General features: G+C 65.3%; 14 protein-coding genes. 6 read left to right on the forward strand and 8 right to left on the reverse strand.

The window, feature by feature from the left end; translation table 11 throughout:
• The first annotated feature begins 140 nt into the window (after positions 1 to 140).
• Positions 141 to 2,075 carry an aconitate hydratase gene (locus ACSBQT_RS15600; protein WP_435002062.1) on the forward strand — a complete coding sequence of 645 codons (1,935 nt, stop codon included), beginning with the start codon at positions 141 to 143 and terminating at the stop codon, positions 2,073 to 2,075.
• A 176-nt stretch (positions 2,076 to 2,251) separates the two neighbouring features.
• On the opposite strand, the gene ACSBQT_RS15605 is transcribed toward ACSBQT_RS15600, so the two are convergent.
• From ACSBQT_RS15605 to ACSBQT_RS15620, 4 genes are all read right to left on the reverse strand, one after another.
• A complete protein-coding gene (locus tag ACSBQT_RS15605) occupies positions 2,252 to 3,730 on the reverse strand; it encodes a catalase (protein WP_435002063.1) in 1,479 nt (492 codons plus the stop codon).
• Positions 3,731 to 3,965: 235 nt separating this feature from the next.
• Positions 3,966 to 5,309 (reverse strand): hypothetical protein, encoded by a 1,344-nt coding sequence (locus tag ACSBQT_RS15610; protein ID WP_435002064.1) that lies wholly within the window; start codon positions 5,307 to 5,309, stop codon positions 3,966 to 3,968.
• A gap of 171 nt (positions 5,310 to 5,480) precedes the next feature.
• Positions 5,481 to 6,056, reverse strand: coding sequence for a HutD family protein (locus ACSBQT_RS15615; RefSeq protein WP_435002065.1), 576 nt, complete (start codon positions 6,054 to 6,056; stop codon positions 5,481 to 5,483).
• Positions 6,057 to 6,103: 47 nt separating this feature from the next.
• The gene (locus ACSBQT_RS15620) at positions 6,104 to 6,466 is read right to left on the reverse strand and encodes a VOC family protein (protein ID WP_435002066.1); all 363 of its coding nucleotides are present in this window, start codon (positions 6,464 to 6,466) and stop codon (positions 6,104 to 6,106) included.
• 124 nt (positions 6,467 to 6,590) lie between these two features.
• Between ACSBQT_RS15620 and ACSBQT_RS15625 the strand changes: the two genes are divergently transcribed.
• The 4 genes from ACSBQT_RS15625 to ACSBQT_RS15640 all read left to right on the forward strand — a co-directional run bounded on the left by ACSBQT_RS15625 (position 6,591) and on the right by ACSBQT_RS15640 (position 9,997).
• The gene (locus ACSBQT_RS15625; RefSeq protein ID WP_435002067.1) at positions 6,591 to 7,616 is read left to right on the forward strand and encodes an ATP-grasp domain-containing protein; all 1,026 of its coding nucleotides are present in this window, start codon (positions 6,591 to 6,593) and stop codon (positions 7,614 to 7,616) included.
• A gap of 29 nt (positions 7,617 to 7,645) precedes the next feature.
• Entirely contained in the window at positions 7,646 to 8,284 is a 639-nt protein-coding gene (locus ACSBQT_RS15630) for a uridine kinase (protein ID WP_435002068.1), read from the forward strand.
• A 26-nt stretch (positions 8,285 to 8,310) separates the two neighbouring features.
• The gene (locus tag ACSBQT_RS15635) at positions 8,311 to 8,451 is read left to right on the forward strand and encodes a hypothetical protein (protein ID WP_410710941.1); all 141 of its coding nucleotides are present in this window, start codon (positions 8,311 to 8,313) and stop codon (positions 8,449 to 8,451) included.
• 64 nt (positions 8,452 to 8,515) lie between these two features.
• Complete coding sequence (locus tag ACSBQT_RS15640; protein WP_410710942.1) at positions 8,516 to 9,997, forward strand: phytoene desaturase family protein; 1,482 nt, start codon at positions 8,516 to 8,518, stop codon at positions 9,995 to 9,997.
• 7 nt (positions 9,998 to 10,004) lie between these two features.
• Here ACSBQT_RS15640 and ACSBQT_RS15645 read toward each other — a convergent pair whose 3' ends face one another.
• Complete coding sequence (locus ACSBQT_RS15645; protein WP_410710943.1) at positions 10,005 to 11,210, reverse strand: hypothetical protein; 1,206 nt, start codon at positions 11,208 to 11,210, stop codon at positions 10,005 to 10,007.
• A gap of 24 nt (positions 11,211 to 11,234) precedes the next feature.
• A complete protein-coding gene (locus ACSBQT_RS15650) occupies positions 11,235 to 12,197 on the reverse strand; it encodes an EamA family transporter (RefSeq protein WP_410710944.1) in 963 nt (320 codons plus the stop codon).
• Between the two features lie 72 nt (positions 12,198 to 12,269).
• On the opposite strand from ACSBQT_RS15650, the gene ACSBQT_RS15655 reads away from it, so the two are divergent.
• Complete coding sequence (locus ACSBQT_RS15655) at positions 12,270 to 13,175, forward strand: LysR family transcriptional regulator (protein WP_410710945.1); 906 nt, start codon at positions 12,270 to 12,272, stop codon at positions 13,173 to 13,175.
• Here the strand turns inward: ACSBQT_RS15655 and ACSBQT_RS15660 are convergent.
• Both ACSBQT_RS15660 and ACSBQT_RS15665 read right to left on the reverse strand, forming a co-directional pair.
• Positions 13,172 to 14,056: a hypothetical protein gene (locus tag ACSBQT_RS15660; RefSeq protein WP_435002069.1), complete on the reverse strand. Its 885-nt coding sequence runs from the start codon at positions 14,054 to 14,056 to the stop codon at positions 13,172 to 13,174. The genes ACSBQT_RS15655 and ACSBQT_RS15660 overlap by 4 nt on opposite strands.
• Positions 14,053 to 14,586, reverse strand: a complete 534-nt coding sequence (locus ACSBQT_RS15665; RefSeq protein WP_435002070.1) for a hypothetical protein — start codon at positions 14,584 to 14,586, stop codon at positions 14,053 to 14,055. Before ACSBQT_RS15665 ends, ACSBQT_RS15660 begins: the two co-directional genes overlap by 4 nt.
• Positions 14,587 to 14,712 lie beyond the last annotated feature (126 nt).

Consider the following 14,712-nt stretch of genomic DNA (forward strand, 5'->3'; position numbering starts at 1 on the left):
CGTCAGGTAGTTCTGAGACCCGCATTGCCGGTCGGCCGATGCGACGGACCTTGAGAACCCTCGTGTGGAGGACTAGCGTGGATTGACCACCGGAAGCCGTGTGGTTTCGGTGGATCCCTGACTGCCGAAGGAGGCGGACAATGGCTGAGAACGTTGCTCAGAAGCTCATCCGATCGCATTTGGAGTCCGGGGAGCTCACTCCCGGAAGCGAACTCGGGATCCGGATCGACCAGACGCTCACCCAAGATGCGACGGGCACCCTGGTCATGCTCGAACTCGAGGCGCTCGGCCTCGACCGGATCCGCACGGACCTGTCCGTGCAGTACGTCGATCACAACCTGCTGCAGACCGATGAGAAGAACCCTGAGGACCACGAGTTCCTCCGGTCGGCGGCGGCACGCTTCGGACTGTGGTTCTCCCCTGCCGGCAACGGCGTCTCCCACCCGGTCCACCAGTCCCGGTTCGGAAAGCCCGGGACGACTCTCATCGGCTCGGACTCCCACACCTGCGCCGCCGGCGCTTTGGGAATGCTCGCCATCGGCGTCGGCGGACTTGAAATCGCCATGGCCATGGCTGGTGAGCCGCTCTTCATCAGCGCCCCGCAGATCATGGGCGTCGAACTCACAGGCACCTTGCCCGACTGGGTCTCAGCCAAGGACGTCATCCTCGAGATGCTGCGTCGCCATGGCGTCAAGGGCGGAGTCGGAAAGATCATCGAATACCACGGGGACGGGCTGCGGAATCTCACGGCCATGGATCGTCACGTGATTGCGAACATGGGAGCCGAACTCGGCGCCACCGCCACGGTCTTTCCGGCTGACGATGCTGTCCGCGATTACCTCGAGGCCGTCGACCGCGGCGAGGACTTCACCCGCCTCGAAGCCGATGAAGGCGCGGAATACGATCTCACCGACAGCATCGATCTCTCGCAGCTCGAACCGCTCATCGCCGCGCCGTCGTCTCCGGGCAACGTCGCTCCGGTGCGCGAGGTCGCCGGTGAGGACGTCTTCCAGGTCGTCGTCGGCTCTTCGGCGAACCCAGGGCTGCGGGACTTCGCCGTCGTCGCCGAAACACTTGCCGACCGCCAGATCCATCAGCAGATCTCGCTCGATATCAACCCCACCTCACGAGAGGTCCTTGCCGACCTCATCGCCGGCAGATGGCTGACCTCACTGGTGGGATCCGGGGCCAGGATTCACCAATCCGGCTGCATGGGCTGCATCGGCATGGGCCAGGCACCGGCGGTCGGGCGCAATAGTCTGCGCACCATGCCGCGCAACTTCCCCGGCCGGTCCGGCACCGACGAGGACGCCGTGTGGCTGTGCTCGCCGGAGACCGCAGCCGCTGCCGCGCTGACCGGGAAGATCACCGATCCTCGCGATCTCGACATGGACTATCCCGAGGTGCGGCTACCCGAGAAGTACTCCGCGAACCGCAAGATGCTCGTCCCACCGCTGGGACCGGAGGAAGCCCGGTCGGTCAAGCTCGTGAAGGGAACGAACATCTCGACCCTGCCGGACTTCGAACCGCTGCCCGATGACATCGATCTGGAGATCCTGCTCAAGGTCGGCGACAACGTCTCCACCGATGAGATCATGCCCGCCGGATCCCGCGTTCTGCCGTATCGGTCGAACATCCCGAAGATCTCCGAGTTCGTCTATATCCAGGTCGATGACACCTATGCCACCCGTGCCGCCGACCACGTCGGAGGGCACGCGATCGTCGGTGGGGACAACTACGGTCAGGGGTCCTCTCGCGAGCATGCGGTCATCGCTCCGCGCTATCTCGGACTGCGGGTCGTGGTGGCGAAGTCGTTGGCGCGGATCCATTGGCAGAACCTCGCGAACTTCGGCGTCCTCGCCCTCGAATTCACCAACGACGCCGACTACGAATCCCTGTCTCAGGGTGATGTGCTTGAGTTCCGTGGTCTGCGCGATGAGCTCGGCGAAGGGACGACGATCACCGCCGAGGCGGCCGGCCGAAAGTTCGAATTCCGCCATGGCCTGTCGCCGCGTCAGGTCGAGATGGTCCTCGCCGGCGGTCGCATCGCCCAACGCGCCGCCCACCTCAGTTGAACTCCACGAACTACCTGATGGCGGCCCAGCAACCTCGCGCGAGGTTGCTGGGCCGCCCTCAGGTAGCAATTGGGAAAGACACAGCGGCCCGGCCACTTCCCTCCGAAGAGAATAGTGTCCGGGCCGCCGTCTCGTGCCGAACTCCGAGCGGTCAGGCGCTCAAGATCTCAGGCTGTTCAGCCCTTGACCTTGGCCTCGATGGCTGCGCCGACTTCGGCGTCGATGTTCTTCCAGTACTGGATGGCGTTCGACAGCACCGGTTCCTCGACTCCGTCGGAGAGTGCGCCGGCGACGGTCTCGATGAGACCCTGGCGCTCCTCCTCGGTGTAAACCTCACGGACCAGGGTGTGTGCCTGGCCGAAGTCGTCGTCCTCGGCGTGCAGGCTGTAGGCGCTGCGCACCAGCTCGCCGTCGGCTTCCCAGCCGTTGTCGACCGGGCCCTGCTCGTCCTGGTAGGAGCGTCCGTACGAGTTCGGGGCGTAGACCGGTGCATTACCCGAGTGGTGGTACTGCATCTGGCCTTCCTTGTCGTACGAGTTCGTCTTCGTGGCAGGAGCGTTGACCGGCAGCTGGTTGAAGTTCGTGCCGATGCGGTTGCGCTGTGCATCCGGGTAGGAGAACACGCGGCCCAGCAGCATCTTGTCCGGCGAGAGACCGGTTCCCGGCACGGTGTTCGAGGGGCTGAATGCAGCCTGCTCGATCTGTGCGAAGTGGTTCGAGGGGTTCTCATTGAGGGTGAACTTGCCGACCTTGATGAGCGGGTAGTCCTTCTTCGACCAGGTCTTGGTCAGGTCGAAGGGGTTGAAGCGGTAGTCCTTGGCCTCTTCGTACGGCATGATCTGCACGCTGAAGGTCCAGGACGGGTAGTCCCCGCGCTCGATGGCATCGAACAGGTCGCGGCGGTGCATGTCCGCGTCCTCGCCGGCCATCCGACCGGCTTCCTCGTTGCTCATGTTCTCCACGCCCTGGTCGGTGTGGAAGTGGTACTGGACCCAGAACTTTTCGCCCTCGGCGTTGACCCACATGTAGGTGTGCGAGGAGTAGCCGTTCATGTGGCGCCAGCTCTTGGGCAGGCCGCGGGGTCCCATGAGGTAGGAGACCTGGTGAGCCGACTCGGGCGAGAGCGCCCAGAAGTCCCACTGCATGTTGTTGCTGCGCAGACCCGAATCGGGGGTGCGCTTCTGCGAGTGGATGAAGTCGGGGAACTTCATGGGATCGCGGACGAAGAACACGGGGGTGTTGTTGCCCACCATGTCGAAGTTGCCCTCTTCGGTGTAGAACTTCAGCGCGAATCCGCGCACGTCACGCCAGGAGTCGGGCGAGCCGAGTTCACCGGCGACGGTGGAGAAGCGGGCGAGCATCGGGGTCTTTTTGCCCGGCTGCAGGAAGTCGGCCTTCGTGTACTTGGAGACGTCTTCGGTGACTTCGAGCTCACCGAAAGCGCCGGATCCCTTGGCGTGGGGGCTGCGTTCGGGCACACGCTCACGGTCGAAGCGAGCAAGCTTCTCGACCAGCGCAACGTCGTGGAGCAGCAGCGGTCCGTTCGCGCCGACGCTCAGCGAGTGAGCGTCCGATTCCCTCGGCGCACCGGATTCGGTCGTCGAGGCTTTCCTATTGTCGTGTCCGGCGTATTCATGATCTGTATGTTGCGTCATCACATCTCCTTCAACCGTTTGATTTCAGGCGTCGACATTCAGTCAACGATCACTGCCACCGGTGAGAAGTGCTTCCCGCCGGTGCAGCTGATCGACCGGCTGAGCGCCGTTCGCCTGATCTCGATTTCCCGACTTCGGCGGAACCTCGTCGGAGTCACTTTCAACTTAACGATGTTCTCTGCCATGTACAACCCAGGGTCGGCTGTCTAAATTCCCGCTGCCGGTGTTGGTCGGCTCACCCCTCCGCCGAGGCGGCCGATCCGCCGCCAGAACCGCCCGTCGATCCACCGGTTCCGGAATCGCCGGAGCCTGCCGCACCACCGCCCGAACCGCTGCCCGAGCCGTCCGATCCCGACCCCGAGCCTGCACTGCCGTTGGTGTTCCCGGTGCTGCCGGTGCCGTCGGTCGAGGTGGAACCGCTGCTCGCATCGGTCCCGTCCGTGGTCGTCGAGTCGCCGGTGGAGTCACTCGTGCCCGTCGTTGTCTCCGAGCCCTGTGAGCTCTGGCCCTCTGTCGCACCTTCGGTGCCGGTCTCCCCCGCCGAGGTGGACTGACCGTTCTGCGTGGTCGATCCGCTGCTCGACGAGCCCTGGCTGGCGTCGGCGTTCGAACCGGATCCGCTCGACGATTCGTCCCCTCCCGTTCCGGAATCCGAGGTCCCGTCGTCGGTGACGGATTCGTCGTTCGTCGACTGCCCGGTCACCGATCGTGAGATCTGCGAGGTGCCCGGTGAGATATCGGCTTCGGTGAAGTTCTCGGCCACGACGACCGCGCCGAGTCCGATCCCGAAGGCGGCAACGCCGATCGTCAGCGGATAGAGGACCCGCTTGCGGCGCAGCTTCTGCCACCAGGAGCGGGGCTCGCTCTCGGTTTCACTGCCGTCGCTGTCCTCGGCTGTGCTGTCGTCCGGCACCGAGGCGGATGCCGCGGTCGCGTTGCCGCCGGCAGGTTCCGGTGGAGCAAAGGCCGAATCTTCGGCGAGTGAGGGATCGACGGCGGTGGACTTCCCGTTGGGTTGCTTCGCGATCTTCGCCTTGACTGCTGGAGCGAGTTTGGACCCGACTTCCTGGATCTTCTCCTTGCCCTTGTCGAGGCTGCGACCGTAGAGAGTGACGGCCAGAGCAGTGACGATGCTGGCGACTCCGGCACCGACGACCGTGCCCGCGACGCCGAGCTGACCACCGATGACCGAGGAGGTCGCCGCGGCGCCGGCGCCGGCCAGCAGCTGAGTGGCCGAGATCCGGCCCTCTGAGGATTTCTCCTCCTTCTTGTCCTCGGCTGTCTCTGCCGCTTCGGCGACGGCGGTCGGAGAGGCAGCCGTGGCCGAAGCAGGCGTCTGTGAGGCAGCGGATGTGTCCGGCAACGCCTTCGTCGGCTGTTGTGCGGCTTGGCCGTCGTGGCGGATCGGATTAGGCGGCATCACCTTGGTGACGACGTGTTCGGTGGGTTCGGCCGCGGGGGCCGGGTGGGAACTGACGATCTCTTCGGTGATCAGCGGCAGGGTCTGGGAATGCCCCGGCAGACGAGTTTCGTCGTTGTGCTCGGACTGTCTGTTCTTGCCGCTGTCGCCGACCGTCAAAGTTCCTCCAATTTCCGGTGGAGAACCATTCTCGAACATGCACGTTCGGGGATCCTGACACTACCCATCCGAAGCTGAGAAAGGCCTGATGGAAATGCTCGGAAACGACACTGTCACCTGGGACGATACGCAGGAATGTGTCGCCCACTACAGTAGGTTCTCACCGATTTCTCAGATGTGCGCGTCGCCACTTTCGGAGTGGAGGACGGCCACCGAGACCTCCTCTGGCGCATCCTCGTCCGGCTCGAGTTCGAGCAGCTGAAAACGCGGGAGATCCAACCCCGCTTCGAGAGCGAGCACAAACCGGAATCTGCTGGCCGGGAACTGCTCACCTATGCTCATCTGCAGCTCTCCGTGGGCCGAGGCGGATCCTTCACCCGCACCAGCGCCGGAGTCGACGGCGCCGTCGTCAGCGACCATGAGGTTGATGGCGAAGCAGGGTTCTGCCAATCCGACGAGGCTCACGTTCTGACTTCCGTGGAAGTGCTCCGGACTGAGCGCCGGCACCGGGTGCACGTGTCCGTCGATCTCCAGGACCACCTCGGCGGTGGGGAGGAAGGTGCGCGCCATTCCGGGCAGCGCTGAGAACGGGCCCACATGTTCGAGTCGAGCGATGCTCAACCGCCAAGGACGCAGCCCCGGAGTCAGCTGCGCGGAGTCAGGCAGGGAGACGAGCTCAGTGGTCTGACCGGCACCATTGGCCCACGGGACAGGATCACGGTCATCGAAGGAGGCGAGCGCCCGCATGACTCAGCGCGCCACGGGCGGGTGGGGCCGCCTCGGTGATGGTGTGGTCATCCTTTGCACAGGCAGAACGGGTGACCGGCCGGGTCGAGGAACACGCGAAACGTCTCTCCCGGCTGTTCGGGGGCTTTGCCCGCACCGATCTCGAGCACGGACTCCTCAGCAACATCGAGGTCGTCGACGATGACGTCGAGGTGCATCTGCTGCGGGTGGGCCGGACCAGGCCAGCTGGGCGCGTGATAGTCCTCGACCTGCTGAATGCACAGCGGGGGCCAGGAATCGGAGGTGACTTCCGCCCAGGTGCCGTCCTCCTCGACCGCGACCTTCCAATCGAGGAGCTGCCCGTAGAACTCTGCGAGTTCGGCGGCGTCAGGAGCATCGAGTACGACCACAGGTTGCTTTGCGATAGCCATGACCTGAGTCTACGCCGCAGCACGGACATGACGAAGGGGCCAACGACGGTCGGGGTGGCGTAGGATCGTTGAGCAGATCCGCCGGGCGAGCGATCGCGCCGGCTCCCCATAGTGAAGGTTCGCGATGAGTTCTCATGCCCTGCCCGTCATCGGTGATCCGGCGGTCTACATCATCCACGACAATCCGGAATGGATCGCCCCGTTCACCGAGGCGCTCGACCGCCTCGGTGTCGCACATGTCGAATGGCTTCTGCCCGAGACCACGATCGACCTCGCAGCCGAACCACCAGAAGGTCTGTTCTGGTCACGACTGTCGGCGTCGGCGCACACCCGCACCGATCCGCATGTGAAAGAGTACGGGCGTGCCGTCCTCGACTGGCTCGCCGCCGCCGGCCGCCGGGTCATCAACGGACGAGACGTCTACGAGCTCGAGGTGAGCAAGGTCCGTCAGCATCGCGAGCTGGCCGGCCGGGACTTCGACGTTCCGCGCACCGCGGCCGCGTTCGGACCGCGAGCGCTCGTCGAGGCCGCGGCCGGCTTCACTCCCCCATTCATCACGAAGCACAATCAGGGCGGTAAGGGCCTCGGTGTGCGTCGCTTCGATTCCCACGCCGAGCTCGAGGCGGCCGCCGATGAGTTCGCACCCGGTGGCGCGAACGCGCCGATCGACGGCATCACCCTCATCCAGGAGTATGTGCAGCCTGCCCAGCCGTTCATCACCCGTGCCGAGTTCATCGGCGGACGTTTCCACTATGCGGTGCGCGTCGACGTCTCAGGTGGATCGTTCGAACTGTGCCCGGCCGATGCCTGCGCGATCCCGGGTGCCGGGGCCGATCCCGACGTCGAGGCGGTCCCCCAGTTCGCCCGCCGTGAGGACATCACGGCCGGAACACCGCTCATCGCCCGGCTCGAGACACTGTTGGCCGACCTCGGCATCGAGATCGCCGGCATCGAGTTCATCGAGACCGCCGACGGCCGTCAGGTCGTCTACGACATCAACACGAACACGAACTACAACCCGTCCGTCGAGTCCGCCGAAAAGTCGGCAAGTCGTCAGCCTGCCGCGGACCGTATCGCCGATTTCATCGCCGACACCCTCGCCGAGGCGGCCCCACAGTCGGTCTCCCCCGCCGGGTCCACAGCCCGGTGAGGTCCCGGGACACGGTCCTACTACACCTGTTGGCTGAGCTCCGCGCAGTCCGGCCGGGGCAACGTGCGCTCATTGCCCTCGATGGGGTCGATGGGGCCGGGAAGACAATGCTCGCTCACGAGCTCGTGAATTTGGCCAAGACCGTTGCGAACGTTCCTGGACATATTTCCGACCGCCGGGTCACCGCCATCAGCATCGATGGCTTCCACCACGCTCGGGCGATCCGCTACGCCCGAGGCAAGGGGCCCGACACCTTCTATCGCCGTTCCTATGACTACGGAGCATTCGTCGATTCCGTCGTCGAACCATTTCGACGAGGCGGCTCGATCGTTCCAGCTGTGTGGGACGTCGAGGCGGATCGGCCGATTGCTCCGGAGCCTCTGAGTCTGCCGAACGACTGTGTCCTCCTCATCGAGGGAATCTTCCTCCACCGGCCCGAGCTCGTGGATCTCTGGGATGCGAGTGTGTGGGTCGATGTTCCGTTCGAAGTCTCGGTCCCACGAGGAAACGACCGGTTTGCCGGAGCCTTCGACGCCGATCCCGAGGCCACATCGAATCATCGCTATGTCGGCGGTCAACGACTGTACTTCTCCGAGGCAGATCCGTGGGAGAAGGCAACATGGGTGCTCGACAATCGCGATCTGGATCGGCCGCACCTGAACAGGTGAGCACCGGCGGAGGGAGCGGAATCGCAATGACCACCACAGACTTGGACACGTCGATCACCGTGGCCGCTGACGGAGTGGTATCGGCACTGCTGCGATCAACCAGCCGGCAATGGGCGGAGGCCGTCGATCTCGAACGCGCCTTCTTCGACACCGCGTACGGCAGCTGAGCCGCACTCAGCCTCCCGAGACTGCACACCGCGACCGCCCACCCCACTCCCCTAGACTGGCCTCATGAGCACTGGTGTTGATGCAGTCGTCGTCGGAAGTGGTCCCAACGGCATGGCCGCCGCCGTCACCCTGGCCCGCGCCGGGCTGAGCGTCGAAGTGTTCGAAGCTCAGCCGACGATCGGCGGCGGTGCCCGCACCCTCGACCTCGGACTGGCCCCAGGCATCACTCACGACATCTGCTCGGCCGTCCACCCGCTGGCCATCGCCAGTCCCTTCTTCGTCGACTTCGACCTGCGCGCTCGCGGCATAGAGCTGACGACTCCCGATATCTCCTACGCCCAACCGCTGGATAACAAACCCGCCGCGCTGGCATTCCACGATCTCGACGAAACGGCCGACCGCCTCGGCGAGGCAGGCCCGGAATGGCGGCGATTCTTCGCCCCGCTCCTCGAACGTGTCGATGACGCGATCTGGCTCTCCCTCGGTGACAAACGCTCGGTGCCCGAGACCCTGCGCGACGTTCCAGGCGTCGCGAACATCGTGAAGTTCGGTCTTCGGCTGCTTAGCCAGGCGAGCCCCGCTTGGAACATTCCGCTGTCCCATGAGTCGACGCAGTCCCTGTTCACCGGGGTCGCCGCACATGCCATCGGCGGGCTGCCGGCGATGGGCACGGCTGCCACCGCCACGATGCTCTCCACGGTCGCCCACGCCGGCGGCTGGCCGGGTCCCGTCGGCGGATCCCAGGCGATCATCGACCACCTCGTCGCCGATCTCGAAGCCCATGGCGGCACCGTGCACGCAGACTCCCCGGTCGCCCACGTCACCGACCTGCCCAAGGCCCGCGCCTATCTGCTCGACACCTCGGCGTTGGGTGCGGCGCAGATCTTCTCCGGCCTGCTGCCGGCCCAGGTCGACAAGAGCCTGCGGGGATTCAAACAGGGCAATGCCGCGGCCAAGGTCGACTTCGTCCTCAACGGACCGGTCCCCTGGTCCGACCCCGAGGTGGGCCGCGCCGGGACCATCCATGTGGGCGGTTCACGAGCGCAGATGGCCGCCGCCGAGGCACAGGTGACGAACGGACGCATGCCGGCCGATCCCGTGTGCCTCGTCTCCGACCCGACCGTGTTCGACCCATCACGCGAGGTGAATGGCCTGCGCCCACTGTGGACGTACGCGCACGTGCCCTTCGACTGCCCGCTCGACCCGACGGAATACGTCACGAGGCAGATCGAACGCTTCGCCCCGGGCTTCCGCGACCGCATCGTCGCCCACAACGCGATCCCCGCATCGGAGATGGCCGGACACAATCAGAACTACATCGGCGGGGACATCGCGACCGGCGTCGTGTCCTTCTACCGAATGATGGCCCGCCCCCGCCTGACCTGGGACTCCTACAGCCTCGGCGTGCCCGGCGCGTTCCTGTGCTCGGCGGCGACTCCGCCGGCCCCGGGCGTGCACGGAATGAACGGCTGGTTCGCCGCCCGTCGGGCTCTCAAGACCCGCTTCGGCATCGACGAGGCGCCCAGCCTGTCGCCGGGCGACTGACTTTCATTCAGCTGACTCTGCCCCGCACCCACCGATCAGCGTCGCCGTCATAGCGCCATTCGGCCACCTCGGTGACGGCTTCGATGACGTTGTTCAGCCAGAACGTCGTATCCGGGTGCCAGCCCGCCAGGACACTCGCTGTCCGATCGTCCGTGTTACCTGCCGTGGGGACGGTCTCCGGTTCCTCGCCGAGGCGGCCCTCCGCCACATCGATGACCGCACCGGCCGCGCGCAGATAGCCGGCCAGACCCACGTGTACACCGTCGAATTCCTCGGCCGCCCGTGACCAATCGGGAATGACCCACCGACCCTTGCGCCCTGTGGTCTCGAACCACACGTGGCGGCGCTGCGCGGTGACGTCGAGCGGATAGCGCCGGCACAGATCCGCCCAATCCTCAGGTCCGCGAATCTCGGCGATGCGGGCATCCGGGCGCAGTTTCAGACGGCAGGCTCGGGCACGTTCGAGACCGAAATCGTCCTCGACGAGTTCGACGCCGATCAGAGTCCCATCCGGCCACGTTCCCGTCGACCCCCAGAGACCGTGGGGTGGGGTCGACCACCATTCGCCGGAGAGCTCCATATACGGGTTCTTGGCGAAATCGTGACGGTACTCAGTTTCAGTAGTGAGGACATCTGCGAGCCACTCGCTCAAACCCCAGGCAAGCCTCGTTCCGAGCCCGTCGAGAGGAGGATAGAGATCGGTCAGCGTGATTTCTATGCTCGCATCCGTCGGGCCCGTCTCGAGGTCGAAGACCGCGGGCAGTTCTGTGTGGCGTCCATTGACTTCGTTGAGATCTTTGTCGTCCCAGGCCAGCGCCCATTGATCATCGGGATCGAGTGGCTTCGACCAGGCATCTAGCAAGCCCGTGGAAACGAGCGTCTCGGCGAAGGGACGCAGAATCTCACGAACCTCGCCGATTTCCGCGGTCCCCCAATCGTCATCATCAGGAGGCTGCCAATACACTGCAGCGTCGACTACGTCAGATATGGCTTCCTTAACAACACTCCAAGTCGGCGCAACCGGGCACAGGCACCTCAGATTGCGCACCACCGCCTCCACACCTGGGGCTTCTTCATCGCGAGTCCACGGAAGACTCTCGACCTGCTCGAGAGCCAGCCCGAACACGAGCGAGCGTCCCCGCGGGGACGCGAGCAGATCCTCGACGGACAGGCGGTCGTCATGAAGAGTCGGAGGCGCATCATCGGCGGTCATGACCTCAGGCTACGCGAATGCCCGTCAACTGGTCCTGATGGAATCGCTGGCGTCGGAATCCTCCGCTCGCGCACTCACCGGCACGGCAACCTCGGCGGCGGCGAGAATTCGGGCCCCCTTCGCAGCCTTGAGGCCCGCTCCGAGGACCCCGATGATGACGAGGACGGCTCCGCACAGCTCCCCGAGGCTGACTCGCTCGCCGAGGAAGACGAACGCCGCGCTCATCCCGACCACAGGAACGAGCATCGAGAACGGTGCGACGACGCCGGCCGGGTTGCGCGACATCAGCCACGACCACAGCCCCGACCCGATGATCGTCGCGACGACCGTGGTGTAGATCAGGCCAGCGATGGCAAGAAGTCCGGTCGGGGTAGTCAGCCCCGCGAACGACGCCCCGACCCTCCCAGGTCCTTCCACTGCGAGGGAGAGCGCCAGCATCGGCAGGGGTGGGACGACGGACATCCACATCGTCAGCTTGATCGGCTCGGTGGTGTGAGCCTGCCGGTTGCAGATGTTGCCGATCGCCCAGCCGAAAGCCCCGGCGAGGGTGAGGAGGAAGGGCAGGAGACTCGCATTCGAGTCGAAGCGCTGCCAGCCTACGACGGCGAGCCCTGCCATCGCGACGAGCAGAAAGGCCATCTGCGAACCGCGGACCCTCTCGCGCAGAAACGTCATGCCCAGCAGCACCGTGAAGGGGCCCGAAGCTTGGAGGACGAGGGAGGCGAGGCCTGCGGGCATGCCGGCGGCCATCGCCCAGTAGAGGAAGAGGAACTGCAGCAGTCCGAAGCCGAGTCCGTAGCCGATGATCCACCGCGCTTTGACGTCGGGCTTCGGTACGAAGAGCAGCGCGGGGACCGCGAGCAGGGCGAAGCGCAGAGCGACGAGGAAGAAGGGCGGGAACTGGGCCAGGGAGAGATCGATGGCGAGGAAATTCAGTCCCCATATCACCGCTACCGAGGCGGCGAGCAGACAGTGCTTGAACGACATGGCCCCATTCTCAACCGCAACAACTATGAAGCACAATCGCAGAGTGCTTCATCGACTCTGTAGCATGACTTCATGGTCATTGATCCGAAACATCTCGAGCTGCTGCGCCTGTTCGACGAATACGGCAGCGTCACCGCCGTCGCCGATGTCACCCATCGCTCCCCGTCGGCCGTCTCTCAGCAGCTGAGGCAGGCCGGGAGCGAGATCGGCCACGCTCTCGTCGAGCCCGCCGGTCGCGGACTCACGCTCACAGCCGCGGGACGGCTGCTCGCCCACGGTGGTCGGGACGTGGCCCGCACGCTCGCCCGGGTGCAGGCCCAATGGGAGGGCCACCTCGGCGAAGCTGTCGGAGAGATCACCCTGGCCGGGCTGCCGAGCGCCCTCACCCACCTCCTCCCCGATGCACTGCGCAGGCTGCGGGGAGACCACCCGCACATCGATCTGCGCATGGACGATGTCGACCTCGCCGAGCACGAATTCGCGGGACTGACCCGAGATGTCGATATCGTCGTCGCACACAGCCTCGTCGCCGAACGACCCCTGGGCACCGACGGGCTCACCGTCGTCCCGCTCGCCCGCGAACCCATCGACGTGGCCCTCGCCATCGACCATCGGCTCGCCGATCGCGCCGAGCTGACCCCGGACGATGTCGTCGATTGTCGCTGGGTGGGAGTGCCCCGCGGATACCCCTTCGACACGATCCTCACCTCGATCGAGCATCTCACCGGTCGCGACCTCGACGTCGTCCAACGCATCCGGGACAACCGGCTCATCGAAGCGATCGTCGCCTCCTCGGACCAGGTCGCGCTCCTCCCCCGGTTCACGACGCCGCGCGATGCGGGACTGTCGCTGGTGCCGCTGACGGGGGTGACGACGACACGCTGGATCGTAGCCGTGCTGCGTCCGGACACGGCCGAACGTGTCGCAGTACGTGCTGTGATCAGCGCGCTCAGCCGGGTCGACGACGCCGCGGTTTAGGCGGTGCCTATGCTGGTGAAGCGCTTCGGCACGAGCCTCTCCAGGGGCAGGAACGCCGCCCAGCAGATGACGGTCGGCAGGAAGTGGATGCCCAGCGCCAGGTAGGTCATGAGGTGGAAGAGGAAGAAGAACGCCACGGCCCCGTACAGCCACTTGCGCTTGAGGAACAGCACAACGGGCGAAAGGAACTCGAAGACGAGTGTCGCCCATTGCGCGGCGATGAGGAGGCCGGGCAATTCGAGGAACGGCTTCGACCATTCGGCGCCGCGGCGCATGAGGGCCCAGATGATGACCGCGCCGTTGGCCCAGTGGGTGATGTTGCCCGAGGCGATCCACTTCATCACCACCGAGTAGAAGTAGGTGAGGACGACGGCGATCTGCACCATCCGCAGCGCCCAGCCGGCCCGCGCCGAGGCGGTGCCGACGTCCCGGAAGCGCGCAGTTCCGACCGTCGGCAGGACGAAGGCGGCGATGACGAGTGCCATATGATCGTGGGCGACGTAGCCGTAGCCCTGCGTGTAGAACATCCATGCGCCGCAGCTGAGCGCGACGGCCCAGCCGCTGAGGCGCTGGAGGATTCCGGCGGCGGCAAGCAGGGAGAAGACGATGATGAGGGTGAGCAGGATCTGTGCGCCGAGCACGCTGACGGCGGGGATGTGGAGGAACCTCGCCAGCCACAGCGGCTGGTAGAACTCGGGCGTCCAGCCGTGGGCGATGACGTCACCGGAGATCGTGAGCACATCGATGATGATGAAGAGGTAGATGAAGACGCGGAACACGGCCACCCGGGCTAAGGGGACCTCGGGCATGAACCAGCGGAGAAACGGATTCGTGGGGGCCGCCTCGGTGGGGGTCGAACTCAGGGTCGGGATGCCGCTCATCGGACCTCCCACTTCGCCAGCGTCGTCTGTTCGGGTTCGCCGACGGCCAGGCCATTCTTCAGCTGTGTGGTGGTGCGGCAGAGGACCATCGTTTCGGGTTTCGGTTCGTCCGGGTGCAGCCGGATGTACGAGTCGGCCATCGACTGCAGGAGTTCGGGGTGGGCGATGACCCGGTCGAGCTGGGATTCGACGTCACCGCGTTCGATGCCGACGGTCGCGGCGTTGAACCCGAGGCGGCGCGGTTCGTCCTCGCCGGGGAACTGGGCTTCGATGCACGTGGAGTTGACGGTCCCGTTGAGGTCTTTGGCGGTGGCGTACTGGGTGAGCGATCCGAGCGGGAAGAAGTCGTTCGTGTTGAGGAACTGTCCGCAGGTGAGGATGACGAAGGCGATGGCGGGAACGACGATGCGCCAGCCGATGGAGACCTTCGACAGCGGTTTCACCGGGGTCGAGAGTTTCGACCGGGCGGGATCAGGCCCCTGAGCGGCGGGATCCTGGCTCGTCAGGAGACGGCGCTTCTTCTCTTCCATACGCTTGCGGGACTCGTCCTCTCGGGTGCGGCTCGTTCGCAGACAATCCTATCCGCCCTTCTTGCTACCTGACGGGGGCTGAGCAACCTGGCGCCAGGTTGCTCAGCCCCCGTCAGGTAGCAACTC

This window comes from Brevibacterium sp. H602 (assembly GCF_051172395.1).
In the GTDB taxonomy this organism is placed as follows: Bacteria; Actinomycetota; Actinomycetes; order Actinomycetales; family Brevibacteriaceae; genus Brevibacterium.

What these genes read in the sequence shown, in the direction of transcription:
- ACSBQT_RS15640 (WP_410710942.1), top strand. Translation starts at nt 8,516, where the DNA reads ATGAGCACTGGTGTTGATGCAGTCGTCGTCGGAAGTGGTCCCAACGGC.
- ACSBQT_RS15660 (WP_435002069.1), bottom strand. Translation starts at nt 14,056, where the DNA reads ATGAGCGGCATCCCGACCCTGAGTTCGACCCCCACCGAGGCGGCCCCC.
- ACSBQT_RS15665 (WP_435002070.1), bottom strand. Translation starts at nt 14,586, where the DNA reads ATGGAAGAGAAGAAGCGCCGTCTCCTGACGAGCCAGGATCCCGCCGCT.
- ACSBQT_RS15620 (WP_435002066.1), bottom strand. Translation starts at nt 6,466, where the DNA reads ATGGCTATCGCAAAGCAACCTGTGGTCGTACTCGATGCTCCTGACGCC.
- ACSBQT_RS15600 (WP_435002062.1), top strand. Translation starts at nt 141, where the DNA reads ATGGCTGAGAACGTTGCTCAGAAGCTCATCCGATCGCATTTGGAGTCC.
- ACSBQT_RS15635 (WP_410710941.1), top strand. Translation starts at nt 8,311, where the DNA reads ATGACCACCACAGACTTGGACACGTCGATCACCGTGGCCGCTGACGGA.
- ACSBQT_RS15615 (WP_435002065.1), bottom strand. Translation starts at nt 6,056, where the DNA reads ATGCGGGCGCTCGCCTCCTTCGATGACCGTGATCCTGTCCCGTGGGCC.
- ACSBQT_RS15605 (WP_435002063.1), bottom strand. Translation starts at nt 3,730, where the DNA reads ATGACGCAACATACAGATCATGAATACGCCGGACACGACAATAGGAAA.
- ACSBQT_RS15625 (WP_435002067.1), top strand. Translation starts at nt 6,591, where the DNA reads ATGAGTTCTCATGCCCTGCCCGTCATCGGTGATCCGGCGGTCTACATC.
- ACSBQT_RS15650 (WP_410710944.1), bottom strand. Translation starts at nt 12,197, where the DNA reads ATGTCGTTCAAGCACTGTCTGCTCGCCGCCTCGGTAGCGGTGATATGG.
- ACSBQT_RS15645 (WP_410710943.1), bottom strand. Translation starts at nt 11,210, where the DNA reads ATGACCGCCGATGATGCGCCTCCGACTCTTCATGACGACCGCCTGTCC.
- ACSBQT_RS15655 (WP_410710945.1), top strand. Translation starts at nt 12,270, where the DNA reads ATGGTCATTGATCCGAAACATCTCGAGCTGCTGCGCCTGTTCGACGAA.